This window comes from Streptomyces sp. Act143, assembly GCF_003143935.1.
Classification (GTDB): domain Bacteria; phylum Actinomycetota; class Actinomycetes; order Streptomycetales; family Streptomycetaceae; genus Streptomyces.
In genome coordinates, this window is the sequence record NZ_QFRX01000001.1 from 1587079 (window position 1) to 1607400 (window position 20322).

General features: G+C 72.3%; 16 protein-coding genes and 1 pseudogene. 11 read left to right on the top strand and 6 right to left on the bottom strand.

Annotated elements, in window-relative coordinates; genetic code table 11:
* Positions 1-43 precede the first annotated feature (43 nt).
* Positions 44-1969, bottom strand: a complete 1926-nt coding sequence (locus DI272_RS07050) for an ABC transporter ATP-binding protein (protein WP_109494456.1) — start codon at positions 1967-1969, stop codon at positions 44-46.
* A 147-nt stretch (positions 1970-2116) separates the two neighbouring features.
* Here DI272_RS07050 and DI272_RS07055 point away from each other — a divergent pair, with 147 nt between their 5' ends.
* Together DI272_RS07055 and DI272_RS07060 are read left to right on the top strand one after the other, a co-directional pair.
* Positions 2117-3148: a lysylphosphatidylglycerol synthase transmembrane domain-containing protein gene (locus DI272_RS07055; RefSeq protein WP_109494458.1), complete on the top strand. Its 1032-nt coding sequence runs from the start codon at positions 2117-2119 to the stop codon at positions 3146-3148.
* A 75-nt stretch (positions 3149-3223) separates the two neighbouring features.
* Positions 3224-3988, top strand: coding sequence for a crotonase/enoyl-CoA hydratase family protein (locus tag DI272_RS07060; RefSeq protein ID WP_109494460.1), 765 nt, complete (start codon positions 3224-3226; stop codon positions 3986-3988).
* A gap of 4 nt (positions 3989-3992) precedes the next feature.
* Here the strand turns inward: DI272_RS07060 and DI272_RS07065 are convergent.
* From DI272_RS07065 to DI272_RS07075, 3 genes and pseudogenes are all read right to left on the bottom strand, one after another.
* A pseudogene (locus DI272_RS07065) lies at positions 3993-4886 on the bottom strand (FAD-dependent oxidoreductase); the annotation flags it as partial.
* Positions 4887-4965: 79 nt separating this feature from the next.
* Positions 4966-6357, bottom strand: coding sequence for an FAD-dependent oxidoreductase (locus tag DI272_RS07070; RefSeq protein ID WP_109494461.1), 1392 nt, complete (start codon positions 6355-6357; stop codon positions 4966-4968).
* Positions 6354-7793: an FGGY family carbohydrate kinase gene (locus tag DI272_RS07075; protein ID WP_109494463.1), complete on the bottom strand. Its 1440-nt coding sequence runs from the start codon at positions 7791-7793 to the stop codon at positions 6354-6356. Before DI272_RS07075 ends, DI272_RS07070 begins: the two co-directional genes overlap by 4 nt.
* Positions 7794-8068: 275 nt before the next feature.
* Between DI272_RS07075 and DI272_RS07080 the strand changes: the two genes are divergently transcribed.
* The 3 genes from DI272_RS07080 to DI272_RS07090 all read left to right on the top strand — a co-directional run bounded on the left by DI272_RS07080 (position 8069) and on the right by DI272_RS07090 (position 11844).
* Positions 8069-9046, top strand: coding sequence for a hypothetical protein (locus DI272_RS07080; RefSeq protein ID WP_109494465.1), 978 nt, complete (start codon positions 8069-8071; stop codon positions 9044-9046).
* A gap of 33 nt (positions 9047-9079) precedes the next feature.
* On the top strand, positions 9080-10597 hold the full coding sequence (locus tag DI272_RS07085; protein WP_109494467.1) for an amino acid permease: 1518 nt from the start codon (positions 9080-9082) through the stop codon (positions 10595-10597).
* A 170-nt stretch (positions 10598-10767) separates the two neighbouring features.
* Positions 10768-11844 (top strand): mechanosensitive ion channel family protein, encoded by a 1077-nt coding sequence (locus tag DI272_RS07090; protein ID WP_109494468.1) that lies wholly within the window; start codon positions 10768-10770, stop codon positions 11842-11844.
* Between the two features lie 9 nt (positions 11845-11853).
* Here the strand turns inward: DI272_RS07090 and DI272_RS07095 are convergent, their stop codons facing one another.
* Positions 11854-13389, bottom strand: a complete 1536-nt coding sequence (locus tag DI272_RS07095) for a M1 family metallopeptidase (RefSeq protein WP_109494470.1) — start codon at positions 13387-13389, stop codon at positions 11854-11856.
* Between the two features lie 229 nt (positions 13390-13618).
* On the opposite strand from DI272_RS07095, the gene DI272_RS07100 reads away from it, so the two are divergent.
* The 6 genes from DI272_RS07100 (at position 13619) to DI272_RS07125 (ending at position 19836) form a co-directional block, all read left to right on the top strand.
* Positions 13619-15841 (top strand): NADP-dependent isocitrate dehydrogenase, encoded by a 2223-nt coding sequence (locus tag DI272_RS07100; protein ID WP_109494472.1) that lies wholly within the window; start codon positions 13619-13621, stop codon positions 15839-15841.
* 222 nt (positions 15842-16063) lie between these two features.
* Entirely contained in the window at positions 16064-16927 is an 864-nt protein-coding gene (locus DI272_RS07105; RefSeq protein WP_109494474.1) for a helix-turn-helix transcriptional regulator, read from the top strand.
* Positions 16924-17154 (top strand): DUF397 domain-containing protein, encoded by a 231-nt coding sequence (locus DI272_RS07110; RefSeq protein ID WP_109494475.1) that lies wholly within the window; start codon positions 16924-16926, stop codon positions 17152-17154. Before DI272_RS07105 ends, DI272_RS07110 begins: the two co-directional genes overlap by 4 nt.
* A gap of 25 nt (positions 17155-17179) precedes the next feature.
* Entirely contained in the window at positions 17180-17731 is a 552-nt protein-coding gene (locus DI272_RS07115) for a hypothetical protein (protein ID WP_109494477.1), read from the top strand.
* A 40-nt stretch (positions 17732-17771) separates the two neighbouring features.
* Positions 17772-18560 carry an N-formylglutamate amidohydrolase gene (locus DI272_RS07120; RefSeq protein WP_109494479.1) on the top strand — a complete coding sequence of 263 codons (789 nt, stop codon included), beginning with the start codon at positions 17772-17774 and terminating at the stop codon, positions 18558-18560.
* 58 nt (positions 18561-18618) lie between these two features.
* Complete coding sequence (locus DI272_RS07125) at positions 18619-19836, top strand: cytochrome P450 (protein ID WP_109494481.1); 1218 nt, start codon at positions 18619-18621, stop codon at positions 19834-19836.
* Here the strand turns inward: DI272_RS07125 and DI272_RS07130 are convergent.
* Positions 19823-20314: a hypothetical protein gene (locus DI272_RS07130; protein WP_109494483.1), complete on the bottom strand. Its 492-nt coding sequence runs from the start codon at positions 20312-20314 to the stop codon at positions 19823-19825. The two genes, DI272_RS07125 and DI272_RS07130, sit on opposite strands and share 14 nt — an antisense overlap.
* Positions 20315-20322: the final 8 nt, after the last annotated feature.

A 20322-nucleotide genomic window follows, 5' to 3' on the forward strand; every position in this document is an offset into this window, starting at 1 on the left:
GTTCGGTGATGTTGGGAAACCGAACGCACACTAAGGTTGTGAGTCAGATGGTGGCAATGATGCTGTCGGGCTTTGTGTCCTTCTGATCGATGTCTGTGCTGACCTTGGCCGAATCCCGTTCCTCGAACTGGGTCCGGTGCAGTTCGGCGTAGCGCCCGCCGACCGCCAACAGCTCGTCGTGCGTGCCACGTTCGACGATCTGCCCGGCCTCGACGACCAGGATCTGGTCGGCCGCGCGGATCGTGGAGAGCCGGTGGGCGATGACGATCGCGGTCCTGCCCTCCAGCGCCTCCGTCAGCGCCTCCTGCACCGCGGCCTCCGAGGTGTTGTCCAGGTGGGCGGTGGCCTCGTCGAGGATGACGACGCGCTGGCGGGCGAGCAGCAGCCGGGCGATGGTCATGCGCTGGCGTTCGCCGCCGGAGAGGCGGTAGCCGCGCTCGCCGACCACGGTGTCCAGGCCGTCGGGCAGGGACCGTACGAGCTCGTCGAGGCGGGAGCGGCGCAGGGCGTCCCACAGGTCGTCCTCGGTCGCCGCGGGGCGGGCCAGCAGCAGGTTGGCGCGGACCGTGTCGTGGAAGAGGTGGCCGTCCTGGGTGACCATGCCGATCGTCTCCCGCAGGGACTGCGCGGTCAGGTCGCGGATGTCCTGCTCCCCCACCCGCACGGCGCCCGCGTCGACGTCGTACAGACGCGGCAGCAGCTGCGCGATCGTCGACTTCCCGGCGCCGGAGGAGCCGACCAGGGCGACGGTCCGGCCGGGCTCGGCGCGGAAGGAGATGCCCTTGAGGACCTCCTCGCCGCCCCGGGTGTCCAGGGACGCGACCTCCTCCAGGGAGGCCAGGGAGACCTTGTCGGCGGACGGGTAGCCGAAGCGGACGTCGTCGAACTCGACCGCGACCGGGCCGTCCCCGACCTCGCGGGCGTCCTCCTTCTCCTCGATGAGCGGCTTCAGGTCGAGCACCTCGAAGACCCGCTCGAAGCTGACCAGCGCGCTCATCACCTCGACGCGGGCCCCGGCGAGGGAGGTGAGCGGGGCGTACAGCCGGGTCAGCAGCAGGGCGAGGGAGACCACGGCGCCGGGTTCCAGGGTGCCGCGCAGGGCGAACCAGCCGCCGAGGCCGTAGACGAGGGCGAGCGCCAGGGCGGAGACCAGGGTGAGGGCGGTGATGAAGACCGACTGGGCGGTGGCCGTGCGCACCCCGATGTCGGCGACGCGCCTGGCGCGGGCCGCGAACTCCTCGGACTCCTGCTCGGGACGGCCGAAGAGCTTGACCAGGGTGGCGCCGGGCGCCGAGAAGCGCTCGGTCATCCGGGTGCCCATGGCGGCGTTCAGGGCGGCCGCCTCGCGCTGCATGCGGGCCATCCGGCTGCCCATGCGGCGGGCCGGGATCACGAAGACCGGCAGCAGGGCGAGCGCGAGCAGGGTGATCTGCCAGGACAGGGTGAGCATGACGGCGAGTGTCAGCAGCAGGGTGACGAGGTTGCTGACCACTCCGGAGAGTGTGTTGCTGAACGCTCTCTGTGCCCCGATGACGTCGTTGTTGAGTCGGGAGACCAGCGCTCCCGTACGTGTCCGTGTGAAGAACGCGACCGGCATGCGCTGCACATGATCGAACACAGCCGTCCGCAGATCGAGGATGAGTCCCTCTCCGAGCGTGGCCGACAGCCGTCGTCCGAGGATTCCGAGCGCCGCCTCCGCGACCGCGATGAGCGCGATGAGCAGGGCCAGCCGTACGACGGTGCCCTCGTCGTCGCCCGTCACGATCGCGTCCACGACATGGCCGGCGAGGATCGGGGTGGCGACGGCGAGCAGCGCGGTGGCCACCCCGAGCACCACGAACTGGGCGATGCGGGTGCGGTGCGGGCGGGCGAACGCGCCGATGCGGCGCAGCGTGGCGCGGGCGAACGGGCGGGTCTCCGTCTGCGCGTTCATCACGCTGTGCAGCTGTGTCCAGGCTGTGGTTTCCATGCTCATGGGAGCGAACGTATGACCTCAAGCGTTGTTGAGGTCAACGTTCCAGGAAGAATCACTCGCCGTACGTCCCCCTCCCCCTTCGCCTCCCCCTCCTTCTCCTGGCCCCCGTCCCCGCCATCGCCCCGCTCCCCGAAGGATCCGATGACCGTACGCAACGCCCCGTCCGCCCTTCCGCAACCCGCAGTTGGCGCGGCAGGGAAAACCTCTCCGGACGTGAGCCCCCGCCGCCTCTCCGTCCCCCGCCCCGGCCGCCGCGCCCGGCAGATCCTGTGCCTGCTGCCGCTGCTGCTCGTCTCCGTGGTCGCCGTGCGGCACCGCTCGGTGCTCGCCGAGGGCTTCGCCCATCTGGAGTCCGCCGAGTGGCCGTGGCTGCTGGTCGCGGTCTGCGCCACCTGTCTGACCTGGGTCGCCGCGGCCTGCACCCGGCAGGGCGCGGTCGTGGCGCGACTGCCCAGGCGGCGGCTGCTGGCCACGCAGTTCGCGGCGGGTGCCGCCAACCACCTGCTGCCGACGGGCCTCGGCGCGAGCGCGGTCAATCTGCGGTTCATGACGGTGTGCGGGGTGCCGCTCGCCCGTTCCTCGGCGGCCCTCGCGCTGTATCTGCTGGCCGAGTCGGTGGGCCGGCTGGGACTGCTGGCCGCGCTGCTGCTGGCCTTCCCCGACGCCCTGAGTGTCGGCTCGCTGCTGCCCGAGGAGGCGGTCGGCGCACTGCTGCCCGCCCTCGGCGCGGTACTGCTCCTGGTGGCCGGGGTGCTCGTCCTCGTACGACGGGTGCGGACGGCGGTGACGTCGTTCCTGCGGACCGCGCTCGGCGAGCTGCGCGAGGTGCACACCCGGCCGTCCCGGGCGCTGGCGCTGTGGGGCGGGTCCCTCGCCTTCCCCGCGCTCCAGGCGGCGGGGCTGGCCGCGGTGGGACAGGCCATGCGGCTGCCGGTGCCGCCGCTGCACATGGCGGTGGCGTATCTGGCGGCGACGGTCGCGGTCGCGCTGGTGCCGACGCCGGGCGGGCTCGGCTCGGTGGAGGCGGCCCTCGTCGTGGCGCTGGTGGCGGCGGGCGGCCCGGCGGCGGTGGCGACCGCCGTGGTGCTGGCCTACCGGATCATCACCGTGTGGCTGCCGCTGCTGCCGGGGGCGCTGACGCTGGGGGCCCTGGTGCGGCTGAAGGTCATCTGACGGCGGGGATCACGCCACTGCCGGCGACCGGGAGAAGTAGCCTCGGTCGCGGTCGCCGCCGTCAGGAGGAACACGATGTCCGTCCGCACCGAACGCAAGGGCCCCGTCACCACGGTCGTCCTCTCCCGTCCCGAGGCCCGTAACGCGGTCGACGGCCCGACCGCCGCCGAACTCGTCTCCGCCTTCCGGGAGTTCGAGGCGGACGAGGAGGCACGGGTGGCGGTGCTGTGGGGCGAGGGCGGCACGTTCTGCGCGGGCGCCGACCTCAAGGCCCTCGGCACCGAGCGGGGCAACCGGGTCACGGAGGAGGGCGACGGCCCGATGGGGCCGACCCGGCTGCGGCTGACGAAGCCGGTGATCGCCGCGGTCGCCGGGCATGCCGTGGCCGGTGGTCTGGAGCTGGCGCTCTGGTGCGATCTGCGGGTCGCCGAGGAGGACGCCGTGTTCGGAGTCTTCTGCCGCCGCTGGGGAGTTCCGCTGATCGACGGCGGTACGGTACGGCTGCCGCGGCTGATCGGCGCCAGTCGCGCCCTGGACATGATCCTCACCGGGCGGCCGGTCCCGGCCCGCGAGGCCCACGGGTTCGGCCTGGCCAACCGGGTCGTCCCCACCGGCACCGCCCGCACCGCCGCCGAGGAACTGGCCGCCGGGATCGCCGCCTTCCCCCAGGCGTGTCTGCGCGCGGACCGCGCGTCGGTGCTGGACCAGGAGGGCCTGGCCGAGCAGGCCGCGCTGCGCACCGAACTCGGCCATGGCATGGGGGTGTTGGCGGAGAGCCTGGAGGGGGCCGCCCGGTTCGCCTCGGGTGCGGGGCGGCACGGGTCGTTCAAGGACGCATGAGTGCGGCCACCCGGGCACCCGCACGCGCGGCTCCGGCCGCGCTCTCTCCCGGATGCGTCAGTCCTCCGGCGGCGAACACGCCGGGCTGTGAGGTCCGCTGTGCGTCCGGGTCCAGGGTCAGGCCGCCGCGCCGGGCGAGTTCGTGCTCGGCCACGAAGTCACCGGTGAACACCACGGTGTCACAGGCGAGTACGGCCGTACGGCCGTCCCGGCGCCGGACGCGCACGCCCGACAGGCTTCCGTGGCCGAGGAGTTCGGCGACGGTGGTCCCGAGGAGGAGAGGAACGCGCCGCCGGAGCCGGGCGTCCTGGGCGCGGGCGAGGGACGCCTGCGACCGTTCCGCCTCCGTGACCATGGCGACCACCTGTGCTCCCGCCGCCCGTACGGTGTCGGCGGCCCGGTACGACACCGGCTCCGCGCCGACGACCACCGCACGGGTGCCGATCCGCTGTCCGAACAGATGCACCGCCTGCTGGAGTTCCCCGCTCGTGTGGACGCCGGCGGGGCGGGTGCCGGGCACGAGCCGTGCTGCGCGGGGGCGTTCGCGGGCGCCGGTGGCGAGGAGGATCGCGCGGGCCTCGATCGTCTCCGGCCCGCCCGGGCCGACGGTGTTCAGCGCCAGGGGCCCCGCCCAGTCGAGGGCGGTCACACCGGTCCGCACCACCGCCCCGGCGCGCAGCGCGGCCTCGACGAGCCGTCGGGCGTACGCCGGGCCGGTCAGTGGGCGCCGCCAGCTGCCGAAGCCGCCGTGCGCGCAGTGCCGTGGCACTCCCCCGGCCCGCTGCTCACGGTCCAGCACCTCCACCCGCCCGGCCCCGGAGGCCGCGAGGCGGGCGGCGGCACTGAGTCCGGCGGGACCCGCGCCGACGACGAGGACATCGACCTGACGTACCGTCACCGGGGTCACCGGCCTGTCTCCGTCGGCCTGCCTTGCGCCACCGGGATCACCAGTCTGTCTCCGTCGTCCTGACGTACCGTCACCGACCCGCCTCCTCGAACAGTGCGCGCACCGCCGCGCCGCAGTAGAACCCCTGGCAGCGCCCGCCGCGCGCCCTGGTGCGGCGGCGCAGTCCGTCCAGGCTGCCCGGCGGGACCGTACTGGCGAGGGCGTCCCGGATCTCGCCGCGGGAGACGCGTTCGCAGTGACAGACGAGGCTGCCGTACTCCGGGTCGGCGGCGATGAGGTCGGGGAGCTGGTAGGGACGGGGGAACGCCTCGCCGAGGTTGGGCATGCGCACCGGTTCCAGCTCACGTCGTGGCCCCAACTCCATGCCGCTGGAGGCCAGTTGCTCCACCACATACGCGGCGATGGCGAGCGACGCGGTGAGCCCGGTCGAGCGGATGCCGCCCACCGTGAGATACGCCTGCCCGGGGTGGGCGGTGATGCGGTAGTCGTCGTGCTCGGTCGCGGCCCGCAGCCCGGCGTAGACGGCGGTGACCTCCTCGTCGAGGAGGGCGGGCAGGATACGGCGGCCCTTCTCGCGCAGCAGCGCGAGACCGTCGGCGGTCGACTCGGTGGCCCGTTTGTCGTCGAGGTCCTCGGCGGTGGGGCCTAGCAGGACGTTGCCGTACACGGTGGGCGCGACGAGGACGCCCTTGCCGAGTGCCGTCGGGACGGGGAGCAGGATGTGCCGGAGGAGGGCGCGGGCGAACTTGTCGAAGACGACGAGCTGGCCGCGGCGTGGGGTGACGGTGAAGTCGTGGTGGCCGAACCGGCGGTCGAGGGTGTCGGCGTGCAGGCCGGCGGCGTTGATCACCCAGCGGGTGCGCAGGTCACCCCGGTTCGTCGACAGCAGCCCCTGACTCGCCTCCTCCACCCGGCAGTCGAGGTGCAGGTCCACTCCGTGCCGGACGGCCTGGGTGGCGTACGCCAGGGTCGTCGTCCAGGGGCAGATGATGCTCTCGCCGGGCACGTGGAGGGCGCCGAGCGCGCCGGGGCCGAGGTGCGGCTCGCGCGCGTACAGTTCGGCCCGTCCCAGCAGCCGGGTCTCCTTGTGGTCGTTGCGCTCGGCCTTCTCCGCGAGGCGGGGCAGCGCGGCGAGCTGCTCCTCGTCCCAGGCGACGAGCAGGGCGCCGACCGGCTCGACGGGGATGCCAGACTCGGCGGCGTACTCGGCGAGTCGACGCGAGCCCTCGCGGACGAGCCGGGCCTCCAGGGAGCCGGGGACGGCGTCGAAACCGGTGTGCAGGATCGCCGTGTTGGCCTTGGAGCTGCCCTGGCCCACGTCGTCCTGCGCCTCGACGACGGCGACCCTCAGCCGCGCATGGTGTGCCAGTTCGCGGGCGATGGCGCTGCCGACGACGCCGGCGCCGATGACGGTGACGTCGTACGGCGTGGCCGGCAGCGGTCCGCGCGTGGTGACCGTCATGCGGGGGTCCGGTCGAGCAGTGCGGAGACCTCGCCGCGGAAGCGGGCGCGGCGGTCCTCGGCCTCGTCGGGGGTGATCCGGGGTTCGTACACGGCGGCCGGTTTCCAGTCCGGCAGGACCGTGGCGACCGTCTGCCCGGGCTGGGCGCCGAGGCGGGCCAGGGCCGCGACGCCGAGGGCGGTGGCGTCGGGCAGGGCGGAGACCTCAACGGGGCGTTGCAGCAGGTCGGCCTGGGTCTGCATGAGCAGGGCGGAGCGGGTGAGGCCGCCGTCGACGCGCAGCGTGGTGAGCGGTGCGCCGAGGTCGGCACCGGCCGCGTCGGCGAGTTCGGCGACCTGGGCGGCGATGCCGTCGCACAGGGCGCGCACCAGGTGCCCGGCGGTGGTGTCGAGGCCCAGGCCGGTGAGCGAGCCGCGCAGGTCACCGCGCCACCAGGGGGCGGCGAGGCCGGCGAGGGCGGGCACGAAGGTGACGCCGCCGCTGTCGGGGACGGCGCCGCCCACGGTGTCGAGGTCGGCGGCGCCCTGGATGACGCCGAGGTCGGTGAGCCAGCGCACCGCGGAGGCGGCCGTGTAGACCTGGCCGTCGAGGCAGTAGTCGGTGCGTCCGGCGAGCCGCCAGGCGACGCAGCCGACCAGGCCGCTGCCGCCGCGTCTCGGGGTGTCGCCGGTGTGGGCGAGGAGGAAGGCGCCGGTGCCGTAGGTGCACTTGGCACGGCCGGATTCGGTGACGTGCTGGGCGAGCAGCGCCGCCTGTTGGTCGACGGCGAGTCCGGTGAGAGGGATCTCGGGGCCGAACTCACGTGTGGTGCCGACCGGTTGGGCGTTGTCGACGACCTTGGGGAGGCGTTCGTCCGTGAGGCCGTAGAGGTCGAGGGCGCGGGGTGACCAGCCGGCCCGGTCGAGGTCGAGGAGCTGGGTGCGGCCCGCGGTGGCCGCGTCGGTGACGTAGGCGCCGGTGAGGCGGTGGACGAGCCAGGCGTCGGTGGTGGTGACGACGCCCTCGCGGGTGAGATGGCAGCGTATCCAGGCCATCTTGGGCGCGGCGAAGTACGGATCGAGCGGCAGGCCGGTCAGGTCGCGCAACTCGTCCGCGTACGGCGCGAGTTCGTCGCAGACGCTCCCGGCGCGCCGGTCCTGCCAGACGAGGGCGTCGGTGAGCGGGCGGCCGGTGGCGGGGTCCCAGGCGAGCACGGTCTCCCCCTGGTTGGCCAGGCCCAGCGCCACCACGGGTTCGCGGGCCTCGGCGAGGGCTCGCCGGCCGGCCTGGACGACGGACGCGTACAGCTCCTCGGGGTCGGCCTCGACCAGGCCGCCGGGCAGGTGCCGCGGGCGGACCTCGGCGAAGCCGGCGCCGATCACTCCGCGTTCGGGGCAGACGACGAGCGCCTTGGTGCCGGACGTGCCCTGGTCGACGGCCAACACCGGACCGGTCATCGAGCCCTCCCTCGGCGATCAACAGGGCGCCAGCCTGCCGCCGCCCGCCACACCGCGTCAAGCAACATCGACCGTCGGTGAATTTTCAACCACAGTGACGCTCAACGCCCGTGCGTCACAACGGAGTTCGAAGAGATCGAGAAACCGGAGGAGATGCGGAACCGCCGCCTCTATAGTGACCGCCGACCGGTACGAGCTCCTCAACCGCCGCCCGGAGGAGGGCTGTTGTTACTCCACCCCGCCGTCCCACCCCACCCGTCGACGGGGGACGGCTGATGGCCAGAGAAGGAGCACGCCCCGTCTACGATCCGGCGGGCCATGACGCCGCCCTGCGGGCCACCCTCCAGGAGGTACGCGCCGGGCGCTGGATGTCGATGCGCCGGCTGCTCGGGGAGACGACGGCCTGGTGGCAGTGGACACAGCGCACCCAGGTCCTGGGCGCCGCTGCCGCCGGAACCGACGTGGTGCGCACCTGGCTGACGGAGGAGCCGGACAGCGTCCCGGGTGCCGTCATGCACGCCCGGGTCGCCGTGGAGCGGGCGTTGCGGGCGCGCCGCGGGCAGCACGCCAGCACCCTCGACCTGTGGCGGGAGGCCTGGCAGGCAAGCCACGCGGCGGCCGGTGCGGCACCCCAGGACCCCGTTCCGTGGGTGTGTCTGCTGGCCCTGGCCCGGCTGGACCGGGAGCGGCGGTGGGACGAGCACCGGGTGCCGCCGCCGGGGCCGATGCTGCCGCCAGGCCCATGGGGGCTGCTCGCCGAGGCCGACAAGCGGGACCCGTACAACCGCGAGGCCCACCACCGGATGCTCCAGTTCCTCTACGAGCGCGGCACGACGGGCCGGCTCGCCGAGGCGGTCGGCTACGCCCACTGGGCCGCCGACACCGCCCCGCCGGGCTCCGCGCTGCACGTGCTGCCGCTGTACGTCCGGGTCGAGCGCTACCGCCGCTCCGCCGGCCGGGACGCGGCGCTCGACCTGCACTGGGTCACCGAGGACGCCGGCCGCGAGGCGGACCGGGCGCGGTACGCCTGGTTCGAGCAGAGCTTTCCCGCCGAGCGCTCACCGCTGGACCTGAACCACCTCGCGCACGCCCTGTGGGGCGCCCTCCGCTTCCCGGCGGCGGCCCAGGTGTTCGACGCCCTCGGCCCGTACTGGACGCCCGTGCCCTGGACGTACCGCACCCCCGATCCGGGCGACCGCGGCCAGGCCGTGGAGGTGTTCCTCCAGGCCCGGGCGCGCTGCCGCCCCGCGTGACCCGTCCCCCTTTCCTTTTCCGGAGGTTTCCGCATGTCCCGTACCACCGACGGTCCGACACCACCGCGCGACGAGGAACGGCGTCTGCGGGAACTCGGCTACCGGCCCGTCCTCGCCCGCCGCATGGGCGGCTTCGGCAACTTCGCGATCAGCTTCTCGGTGATCTCGATCCTGTCGGGCTGCATGACCCTGTACGGCTTCGGCCTCGGCGCGGGCGGCCCCGCCGTGATGCTGTGGGGCTGGGCGGGCGTCGGCCTGTTCGTGCTGTGCGTGGGCCTGGCGCTCGCCGAGGTCACCAGCGCCTACCCGACCTCGGGCGCCCTGTACTACATGGCCGACCGGCTCGGCGGGCGCCGCTGGGGCTGGTACACCGGCTGGCTGAACCTGCTGGGCCTGCTGGGCGCGATCGCCGGCATCGACTACGGCGCGGCCCTGTTCACCGGCGCGTTCCTGAACCTCCAGTGGGGCTTCGAGCCGACGCCGGAGAAGACGATGCTGATCTTCGTGGCGATCCTGCTGCTGCACGCCGTCCTCAACCTCTTCGGCGTCCGACTGGTCAGCCTGCTCAACTCGGTCAGCGTCTGGTGGCACTTGGCGGGCGTGGCGCTGATCGTGGGCGCGCTCGCGATCGTGCCCGACCACCACCAGTCGCCGTCCTTCGTCTTCACCGAGTTCGTCAACGACACCGGCTGGTCGAGCCCGTTGTACGTGGCGGCGATCGGCCTCCTCCTCGCCCAGTACACCTTCTCCGGTTATGACGCCTCGGCCCATCTGTCGGAGGAGACCTCCAACGCGTCGGTGTCGGCGGCGCGCGGCATCGTGCGGTCCATCTGGGTCTCCTGGATCGCCGGTTTCGTGCTGCTCATGGGACTGACCTTCGCCATCCAGGACTACGACGCCACCCGGGCCACCGACACCGGCGTACCGCCCGCGCAGATCCTGCTGGACGGCCTCGGCACGGACGGGGCCAGCGCGCTCCTGATCGTCGTGATCGTCGCCCAGCTGTTCTGCGGCAACGCCGAAGTCGCCGCCGCCAGCCGCATGGTGTTCGCGTTCAGCCGGGACGGGGCGCTGCCCGGCTCCGGGCTCTGGCGCACGGTCAGCGCCCGCACCCAGACGCCGGTCGCCGCGGTGTGGCTGTCGGTGGCGGTGGCGTGCCTGCTGGCGCTGCCCTCGCTGTACTCGGCGACGGCGTACGGCGCGGTGACCGCCATCAACGTCATCGGCATCACACCGGCGTACGCCATCCCCGTGCTGCTGCGGCTGCGCGCGGGGGACCGTTTTCAGCCGGGTCCGTGGAGTCTGGGCAAGTGGAGCAGGCCGATCGGCTGGACGGCCGTGGTGTGGGTGGCGTTCGTGACGGTGCTGTTCTGTCTGCCGCAGTCGTCGCCGGTGACGGTCGACACGATGAACTACGCGTCCGTGGCCCTGGCAGTCGTCCTGATTCTGGCCACGGTGTGGTGGTACGCGGCCCGTCGCTCGTACGGAACGCCCACCACCGCCGCCTACTCCGACGAGGAGCAGACCGAACTTGCGGAGGGCATCGTCTGAAACCCCGCCGTCCCGCACTGGACCGGCTACGAACTCCTGTGCCCGATACGGCAGGATGAGCGCTCGCGCCGACCACGGAACCCGCACCCGGAATCCACACGGTCGGCGCGAGCGCACATCCAGCAACTCGAACAGGTGGCAACGTGACGGCATTTCAACGGGATCTCACCATGGACGACCTGGTCGTCGCCGGAATCCCCGTGGTCGCGGGCTTGGTGGCGGCGTTCCTGCTGCGCATGGTGCTCAAGTGGCTGGGCAAGCACGCCGACCGCACCAAGTGGACCGGTGACGACGTCATCGTGGCCGCGCTGCGGACGGTGGTGCCGTGGGGCGCGATCGTGGGCGGGGTGGCCGTCGCGGCGGCGGCACTGCCGCTGAGGCCGGGCTTCCAGCGCAACACCAACCAGGTGCTGACCGTCCTGATGATCTTCGTGGTCACGGTGGCGGCGGCCCGGCTGGTCGCCGGTCTGGTGCGGACGGTCACCCAGTCCCGTTCCGGCGTCGCGGGCTCCGCCACGATCTTCGTGAACATCACCCGGGTGCTGGTCCTGGCGATCGGCTTCCTGGTGGTGCTGCAGACGCTGGGCATCTCGATAGCGCCCCTGCTCACCGCCCTCGGCGTCGGCGGTCTCGCGGTCGCCCTCGCCCTCCAGGACACCCTGGCCAACCTCTTCGCGGGCATCCACATCCTCGCCTCCAAGACCGTCCAGCCCGGCGACTACATCCGGCTGAGCAGCGGTGAGGAGGGCTACGTCGAGGACATCAACTGGCGGCAGACGACCGTGCGCGCCCTCTCCAACAACCTGATCGTCATCCCCAACGGCGAGCTCGCCAAGACGAACATGACCAACTTCATGCGTCCCGAGCAGCAGTTGACGATCCTGGTCCAGGTCGGGGTCGCCTACGACAGTGACCTGGACCAGGTCGAGCGGGTCACCTGCGAGGTCGTCAGCGAGGTGATGACCCGGGTCGAGGGCGCCGTGCCGGAGCACGAGCCGCTGGTGCGCTTCCACACCTTCGGCGACTCCCGGATCGGCTTCACGGTGATCCTCGGGGTCGGCGAGTTCAGCGATCAGTTCCGGATCAAGCACGAGTTCATCAAGCAGCTGCACAAGCGGTACCGCCAGGAGGGCATCAGCGTCCCGGCGCCGACCCGGACGGTCTCGCTCCAGCAGGGCGCGGTGGTGATCCCGCAGCAGCGGGTCGCCGAAGAGGCGGGCGAGGTGACCGCCGCCCGCCTCGACTGACCCGACGTCTCAGAGCGTGGCCGAGTTGTCGTGGTGGCCGCTCGGCCGGTTCTGCGGCCGGCGCAGCGAGGAGCTCACCGGCGTCACCGTCCAGTCCGGGTGGCCGGGCATGCGCGGGGTCTTCGTGCCGTAGAGCCAGTCCCGCAGGAAGCCGGACTGGTCGGAGCCGGAGACCTCGGAGGCGACGGCGATGTAGTCCGCGGTCGATGCCGAGGAGTTGCGGAAGCGCTCCAGGAAGGTGCGCTCGATCGCGGTGAAGACGGTCTCGCCGACCTGCTGACGCAGCGCGTACAGGACGAGGACGCCGCCGAGGTAGCGCTGGCTGTCGAAGAGGTTGGCCTCGTTCGGGGCCGCGACCGGGCCGGAGGACTGACGCCACTGGTCGCCCTTGGCGTAGGTGTCCTTCATCCGGGCTTCCATGGTGGTCAGGCCGATCGAGTCGGCCCAGCCGCGCTCGTAGCGGTACAGCAGCCCGTAGAAGTCGGCGTGGCCCTCGTTGATCCACAGGTCGGCCCAGGTGGCGGGGCTGACGCTGTTGCCGAAGTAGGAGTGGACCAGCTCGTGCATCATGTGCGAGCCGATCTTCGGCTCGGCCTGGAGCAGGAAGTTCGGCTTGTACAGGGTCAGGGTCTGGGTCTCCAGGCCCGTGAAGTCGAAGGCCGTCGAGGAGTCGTTGTTGCAGGGCAGCAGGCCGTACGTCTCGAAGGGGTAGGCGCCGAGCCGCTGCTCGATCCAGCCGACCAGGTTCGGGGTGAGGGCGAGCGCCGGCTCCAGGGCCTCGGCGCGGGCGACGGGGACGACGTCGCGCAGCGGCAGCCCGTTCGGGCCCTGCCGGTCCTTGACCACGTAGTCGCCGACCGTGATCTGCACGAGTTCGGTGGCGATGGGCTCGCGGGAGCGGTAGGTGTACGCGGTCCGGCCGTCGCCGAGGTCCTCGGTGCCGGTCAGGCTCCCGCTCGCGACGCCCTTCAGGCCCGCCGGGACGGTGATGCGGACGGTGAAGGCCGCCTTGTCCACCGGGTGGTCGTTGCACGGGAAGACGGTGTGCGCGGAGTTGGGCTGCGGGCAGACCGCGAAGCCGTCCGGGGTGGGCACCCAGGCGGTGTGCGCGAGGGTGCGGCGCGGGTCCGCGGAGTACGCCACGGTGACGGTGACCCGGCGCTTGGCCGGCAGGCAGCGGGCGGGCGTGATGCGCAGCTTCTCCCCCGCCTGCTCGAAGGACGCCGTCCGGCCGGCCACCGTCACGGTGCGTATGTCCAGGCCGAGGGCGTCGAGCGAGAAGCGGGTCAGGGCCTCGGTGGTGACGATCCTGAGGGTGGCGGTGGCGTCGACGAGCTGGGTGCCGGCGTCGTAGGCGAGGTCGAGGTGGTAGGCCGACACGCGGTAGCCGTCGTTGCCGAGGCCCGGGTAGACGGGGTCCCCCAGGGTCTCCGGGCCGGCGACACCGCTCGCGGCGGCGGCCTGCGCCGGGGCTCCCCCGATGGTCAGGGTCGCGGCGGTACCGATCAGGGCGGCGGGTGCCGTCACTCTGGTGCGATATCTCATGGTCCGCTTTCGCTCGGGCGGCCGGGGTGGTCGGGTCCGGCCGTCGGATGAGTGTGATCACCTTCCTTCACTCCGAGATCGGGTGTCCGGGTTGCATGGGATGCCGCGGAAATTCCGGCAGGGCGACCGGCCGGAACCGAGAGCGTGTGCGAGGACCCCTGTCGAGCCGGACCCGATCACGAGATATCTTGATGTCGAGCAATGTTGCAGACGTGGAGCGGAGCACCCGGTGACTGACTCGACCATCATCTATACGCACACTGACGAGGCCCCGGCCCTGGCGACGTATTCCTTCCTGCCGGTGGTCCAGGCGTACGCCTCGCAGGCGGGTGTCGCCGTGGAGACGCGGGACATCTCGCTGGCCGGCCGCATCATCGCGGTGTTCCCGGAGTACCTGACCGAGGACCAGCGCATCCCGGACGCCCTGCACGAGCTGGGCGAGCTGGCGAAGACGCCCGAGGCCAACATCATCAAGCTGCCGAACATCTCGGCGTCGATCCCGCAGCTCAAGGCCGCGATCGCCGAGCTGCAGGCGCAGGGCTACGCGCTGCCGGCCTACCCCGACGACCCCAAGACCGACGAGGAGCGGGAGATCCAGGCCCGCTACGACAAGGTCAAGGGCTCCGCGGTGAACCCGGTCCTGCGTGAGGGCAACTCCGACCGCCGCGCCCCCGCCTCGGTCAAGAACTACGCCAAGACCCACCCGCACCGCATGGGCGCCTGGTCGTCGGAGTCCAGGACCAACGTCGCGACCATGGGGCAGAACGACTTCCGCTCCACCGAGAAGTCCGTCGTGATCTCCGAGGCCGGCGCGCTGAAGATCGAGCTGGTCGCCGAGGACGGCACCACCACGGTCCTGCGCGAGTCCGTCCCCGTCCTGGCGGGCGAGGTCGTCGACGCCTCCGTGCTGCACGTGGCCGCGCTGCGCGAGTTCCTCACCGCGCAGATCGCCGAGGCCAAGGCCCAGGGCGTGCTGTTCTCCGTGCACCTGAAGGCCACGATGATGAAGGTCTCCGACCCGATCATCTTCGGTCACGTGGTGCGCGCGTTCTTCCCGAAGACGTTCGCGAAGTACGGCGAGGTCCTCGCCGGCGCCGGCCTGTCCCCGAACGACGGTCTGGGCGGCATCTTCAAGGGCCTGGAGACGCTCCCGCACTTCGGTGAGGAGATCAGGGCCTCCTTCGACGCCGAGCTCGCCGAGGGTCCGGCCCTGGCGATGGTCGACTCCGACAAGGGCATCACCAACCTGCACGTGCCGTCCGACGTCATCGTCGACGCCTCGATGCCGGCCATGATCCGCACCTCCGGCCACATGTGGGGCCCGGACGGCCAGGAGGCCGACACCCTCGCGGTGCTGCCGGACTCCTCGTACGCCGGTGTCTACCAGGCCGTGATCGAGGACTGCCGCGCCCACGGCGCCTACGACCCGTCGACCATGGGCTCGGTCCCGAACGTCGGCCTGATGGCGCAGAAGGCCGAGGAGTACGGCTCCCACGACAAGACCTTCGAGATCAAGGCGGCCGGCACGGTCCGTCTGGTCGACCAGGCCGGCACCGTCCTCATCGAGCAGCCGGTCGCCGAGGGTGACATCTTCCGCGCCTGCCAGACCAAGGACGCGCCGATCAAGGACTGGGTGAAGCTGGCCGTCACGCGCGCCCGCGCCACCGGCAACCCGGCGGTGTTCTGGCTGGACGAGACCCGCGCCCACGACGCCAACCTGATCGCCAAGGTCAACGCGTACCTGCCGGAGCACGACACCGAGGGCCTGGACATCCGCATCCTCGCCCCGGTGGAGGCCACCAAGCTGTCGGTGGAGCGCATCCGCCGCGGTGAGGACACCATCTCGGTCACGGGCAACGTGCTCCGCGACTACCTCACCGACCTCTTCCCGATCCTGGAGCTGGGCACCAGCGCCAAGATGCTGTCGGTGGTCCCGCTGATGGCGGGCGGCGGCCTGTTCGAGACGGGCGCCGGCGGCTCCGCGCCGAAGCACGTCCAGCAGCTGGTCAAGGAGGACTACCTGCGCTGGGACTCCCTGGGTGAGTTCTTCGCGCTGGTCCCGTCCCTGGAGCAGTACGCGACGGCGACGAACAACCCCAAGGCCAAGGTCCTCGCCGACACCCTGGACCGCGCCACGGCGACCTTCCTCAACGAGGACAAGTCCCCGACCCGTCGCGTCGGCGGCATCGACAACCGCGGCAGCCACTTCTACCTGTCCCTGTACTGGGCCCAGGAGCTGGCGGCGCAGACCGAGGACGCGGACCTGGCGAAGGCCTTCGCGCCGCTCGCCGAGACGCTCGCCGCCAACGAGCAGAAGATCGTCGACGAGCTGATCGCCGTCCAGGGCAAGCCGGCCGACATCGGCGGCTACTACCAGCCCGACCCGGCGAAGGCCGCCGCGGTCATGCGCCCGTCCACCACGTGGAACGAGGCGCTGGCGTCCCTGAGCTGACGCGAGCCCTCATCCGGTGACGCTCCGCCCCGGCCGGCGAACTGCCCGGCCGGGGCGGACGTATGTCATCCCGGAGCCGCCCCGGGCGACCAAGGGACTTCTCCCACGCAATTGCGTGAGCCACATGTCTTGGGCCAACTCCTCGTGGGTACAAGCACATTCGAGGCGGGGCACAATTGCGTCGAGCAATACTCCGCAGTGCCGATTGCGAGAGGTGAGGCGATGGCCACGGCCGGGGGGCCCACGGTACGACGACGCCAGCTCGGCGCGGAACTGCGACGGCTGCGTGAGCAGGCGGGCAGGCGGATCGAGGACGTCGCCACCCACCTGGAGTGCTCGATGTCGAAGATCAGCCGGGTGGAGACGGGCCAGGCCCCGATCAAGGCCCGGGACGTCCGCGATCTGCTGGAGTGGTACGGCGTCGCCGACCCGCAGCACGTCGAGACGGTCATGCAGATCCACAAGGACGCGCAGCAGCAGGGCTGGTGGGCCCATTACGGGGACGTGCTGCCCTCCGGCATGGCCACCTACGCGGGCCTGGAGGCCGACGCCCGGGTCCTGAGGTCGTACGAGTCGATGGTCGTGCACGGACTGCTCCAGACCGAGGAGTACGCCCACGCGGTGATCTCCGCGTTCCAGCCCAACCGGCCCGACGAGACGGACCAGTTGGTGCGCTTCCGCAAGGAGCGCCAGGCCCTGCTCACCCGGCAGCCCGATCCGCTGGAACTGTGGGTGGTGATGGAGGAGAGCGCGTTGCGCCGGCCCGTCGGCGGCAAGGAGGTCATGACCGCCCAGCTGCGCCACCTCGCCGAGGTCACCACCCTGCCGAACGTCACCCTGCAGATCATGCCGACCTCGAAGGGCGCCCATCCGGCGCTGTCCGGGGCCTTCTCCCTGCTGGAGTTCGAGCCCCACACGCCCACGGTGGTCTACGTCAACTCCATGGCAGGCAACGTCTATCTGGAGAAGGAACGCGACGTCCGCTCCTTCATCCAGACCTTCGACCTGCTCCGGGCCGCGGCTCCGGACCCGCAGGAAGCGGCCATCCTGCTGGAACAGCTCACAAGGGAGATGCAGGACTCATGAACACCCGGGGCGGCATACGTCCGCCACTGCGCGGACTCGACAACGCCGTGTGGCACAGGAGCAGTTACAGCGCGGGCAACGGAGCGTGCGTCGAAGTCGCCCGCACCGAGGGCGCCGTCGCGGTCCGGGACTCCAAGGACACCGGCCGGCCGGCGCTGGCCTTCTCACCGCAGGGGTGGCGCGCGTTTCTCCGAGCGGCCGGCGCCGACCGTCCGCACCGAAGCTGACCGACCGGCGCCAGGGGGGCTGCCCGTGTACGACGACCTGTCCACCCGGACCGTCGCGTCCGACTCCTTCTACGCGGCGGACACCTTGGTGGCCGCGGCCGGCGTCGTCGCCGCCTTCATCGGGATCTGGGCCGTGCTGCACGTGGCACACCCCCGGCGACGGCTCAACTACACGGTCAGCCACGCCCCGCTGGTCCCCGATGCCGCCGCCGGCAGTCTGGAGGTCAGTCACAACGGCACCGCGCTCGTCGACCCGCACGTGGTCACCGTGGTCCTCCACAACCCCGGCCGCCGCGACATAGCCAGCAGCGCCTTCGACCGCGGCGAGCCGATCCGGGTGCGCCTGGGCGTGCCGTACGCGAAGCTCCTGACCACCGCGTCGCACCCCAGCGCCGCCCAGGCGCCGCCCGCCCGGGTGCAAGGCTCCGAGCTCCACATAGGTCCCGGGCGGCTCGGGTCCGGCACGACGATCACCTACCGTGTCCTGGTCGACTCCGTCCCCGGCCACGAGTGCCGGCACTCGCTGCTGGACGTACGGGTCGAACGCACCCACGCCGCCACGCCCCTCGCGCTGTGATCGTGCGCCACCTCCGCGACGACGCCCCGGGAGCCACCGCATGACCTCCGCCGCACCCTCCTTCGAGCTGCTGCCCGGCGCCCCGGCGTCCCCCGTGATCCTGCACGTGCCGCACTCGGCCCGGCGCATCCCGGCCGGGGCGCGCGCCGGCATCGTGCTGGACGACGCCGCGCTGGAGCGCGAGCTGGACCACATCGTCGACGCGCACACCGCGGAGCTCGCCGAGCGGGCGGCCGGGCTGGCGGCGGTGACGCCGTGGCGGTTCGTGAACCGGCTCTCCCGGCTGGTCGTCGACCCCGAACGGTTCCCCGACGAGCGGGAGGAGATGCTCGCCGCCGGGATGGGCGCCGTCTACACGCGGACCACGGACCGGCAGGTGCTGCGGCCCGCGCAGACCGACCCCGAGCCGTTGCTCGCGCGGTACTTCCGGCCGTACGCGCGGGCCATGACCGAGGCCGTGGCCGAGCGGCTGGCCGTCGCCGGGCGGGCCGTGATCGTCGACGTGCACTCCTATCCCAGCGCGGTCCTGCCCTACGAGCTGCACGGCGAGGGCCCGCGACCGCCCGTGTGTCTGGGCACCGACTCCTTCCACACCCCGCCGGCGCTGCTCGCCGCGGCCCGCGAGGCCTTCGGGGAGACCGGGGTGGACAGCCCGTTCAGCGGCACGTACGTGCCGCTGGAGTTCCACGGCCGTGATCCCCGGGTCGCGGCGCTGATGGTGGAGATCCGGCGGGACACGTACATGACCGAGCCGGGCGGGCCCGCCGGACCGGGCCTGGGGCGGCTCGCCTCGGCGCTCGCGGCGCTCGTCGACGCCGTGGCCCGCTGACCTCCGGCTGGAGCACTCCCGCGCGACACCCGGCCGTGCCACGGTGAGGGTGGGGGGCATGACCGAGGAAACCACCACGCTCACCGGCCCGCCCGTACGGGACTGGCCCGCCCTCGACCTGGCCGGGACGGAGTTCGACCCGGTGCTCGCGGAGCTGATGCGGGAGGGGCCGCTGACCCGGATCCGGCTGCCGTTCGGGGAGGGGTGGGCGTGGCTGGCCACCCGCTACGAGGACGTCAGGTCGATCACCAACGACCCGCGGTTCAGTCGTGCCGCGGGGGTCGACCGTCAGGTCACCCGGCTCGCCCCGCACTTCGCACCGCGGCCGGGCTCCCTCGCCTGGGCCGACCAGCCCGATCACAACCGGTTGCGCAAGGCCGTGGCCGGGGCGTTCACGGTGAGCGCGATGAAGCGGCTGCGGCCCCGGGCGCAGGAGCTGCTCGATCCGCTGGTGGCGGGTGTCGTACGGGACGGTCCGCCGGCCGATCTCGTCGAGCGGGTCCTCGAACCCTTCCCGGTCGCCCTGATCTCCGAGATCATGGGGGTGCCCGCCGCCGACCAGCCCCGGATGCACGCCTGGGCGGCGCAGATCGTCTCCACCAAGGGCGGGGCCGAGGCCTCCGCGGAGGCCAAGAAGGGCATGTTCGGCTGGATCGCGGACACCGTCCGGGCCCGCGCCGACAGCACCGGCGACGACGTGTACTCGCTGATCGGCGCGGCCCTGCGGCGCGGTGAGATCAGCGCGGAGGAGGCGGTCGGACTGGCCGCGCCCCTGCAGATCGGCGGCGAAGCCGTCACCCACAACTGCGGCCAGACGCTGTTCCTGCTGCTGACGCGCCCCGAGCTGATGGAGCGGATGCGGCACCAGCCCGAGGCCCGGGCGAACGCCCTGGACGAACTGCTGCGCCACGTCCCGCACCGCACCGCGGTCGGGCTCGCCCGCATCGCCCTGGAGGACGTCGAGCTGGGCGGGCAGCGCATCCGCGCGGGCGATCCGGTGTACGTGTCCTACCTCGCCGCCAACCGTGATCCGGACGTCTTCCCCGACCCGGACCGCATCGACCTCGACCGGGACCCCAACCCGCACCTGTCCTTCGGCAACGGCCCGCACTACTGCACGGGCGCGGTCCTCGCGCGGCTCCAGATCGAGCTGATGGTCGGCACGCTCCTCGACCGGCTGCCGGGGCTGCGGCTCGCGGTCCCGGCCGACCAGGTGGTCTGGCGCCGGAAGACGATGATCCGCGGGCCGCAGTCCCTGCCCGTCACCTGGGACTGAGCCGAACGGTCAGCCAGTCGGTGACGATCGCCTCGCTGCCGGTCCGCAGTCGCAGTGCGAAGGGACCGGCGGGGGGCTCGCCGTAGGTGAAGCGCCCCATGTCGTCGGTGGTCAGCGGGGCGCCCGTCTGCGGACCGCTGAGCACCTCGACCAGCGCCTGCTGGGGCGGCAGCACCTGCCCCATCAGCCCCTCCCCGGTGACCTCCACGTCCACGGTGACCTCGCCCGCGCGGAAGGTCAGCATCCGCGGCACGTCCGTGGCTCCCCTGACGGGGATGGCGTCCACCACCGAGTCGAAGGTCAGCTCGGCGATCCGGGCGTCGAGGTCGTGCAGGGCATAGGCCTCCACGGCGATCTGCCGCAGCTGGGCCGGCACCGGGTCGAGGATGCCGGCCGCCCTGCGGAGCTCCTCCTCCAGCAGATCCGCGTCGGCGTCCTGACCGCCGTAGGCCTCGTCGAACGTCTCGTCGTCGTTCATCTCGTCCC

What these genes read in the sequence shown, in the direction of transcription:
- DI272_RS07060 (WP_109494460.1), top strand. Translation starts at nt 3,224, where the DNA reads ATGTCCGTCCGCACCGAACGCAAGGGCCCCGTCACCACGGTCGTCCTC.
- DI272_RS07095 (WP_109494470.1), bottom strand. Translation starts at nt 13,389, where the DNA reads ATGAGATATCGCACCAGAGTGACGGCACCCGCCGCCCTGATCGGTACC.
- DI272_RS07105 (WP_109494474.1), top strand. Translation starts at nt 16,064, where the DNA reads ATGGCCACGGCCGGGGGGCCCACGGTACGACGACGCCAGCTCGGCGCG.
- DI272_RS07125 (WP_109494481.1), top strand. Translation starts at nt 18,619, where the DNA reads ATGACCGAGGAAACCACCACGCTCACCGGCCCGCCCGTACGGGACTGG.
- DI272_RS07120 (WP_109494479.1), top strand. Translation starts at nt 17,772, where the DNA reads ATGACCTCCGCCGCACCCTCCTTCGAGCTGCTGCCCGGCGCCCCGGCG.
- DI272_RS07050 (WP_109494456.1), bottom strand. Translation starts at nt 1,969, where the DNA reads ATGGAAACCACAGCCTGGACACAGCTGCACAGCGTGATGAACGCGCAG.
- DI272_RS07130 (WP_109494483.1), bottom strand. Translation starts at nt 20,314, where the DNA reads ATGAACGACGACGAGACGTTCGACGAGGCCTACGGCGGTCAGGACGCC.
- DI272_RS07075 (WP_109494463.1), bottom strand. Translation starts at nt 7,793, where the DNA reads ATGACCGGTCCGGTGTTGGCCGTCGACCAGGGCACGTCCGGCACCAAG.
- DI272_RS07110 (WP_109494475.1), top strand. Translation starts at nt 16,924, where the DNA reads ATGAACACCCGGGGCGGCATACGTCCGCCACTGCGCGGACTCGACAAC.
- DI272_RS07090 (WP_109494468.1), top strand. Translation starts at nt 10,768, where the DNA reads ATGGACGACCTGGTCGTCGCCGGAATCCCCGTGGTCGCGGGCTTGGTG.
- DI272_RS07085 (WP_109494467.1), top strand. Translation starts at nt 9,080, where the DNA reads ATGTCCCGTACCACCGACGGTCCGACACCACCGCGCGACGAGGAACGG.
- DI272_RS07070 (WP_109494461.1), bottom strand. Translation starts at nt 6,357, where the DNA reads ATGACGGTCACCACGCGCGGACCGCTGCCGGCCACGCCGTACGACGTC.
- DI272_RS07080 (WP_109494465.1), top strand. Translation starts at nt 8,069, where the DNA reads ATGGCCAGAGAAGGAGCACGCCCCGTCTACGATCCGGCGGGCCATGAC.
- DI272_RS07055 (WP_109494458.1), top strand. Translation starts at nt 2,117, where the DNA reads ATGACCGTACGCAACGCCCCGTCCGCCCTTCCGCAACCCGCAGTTGGC.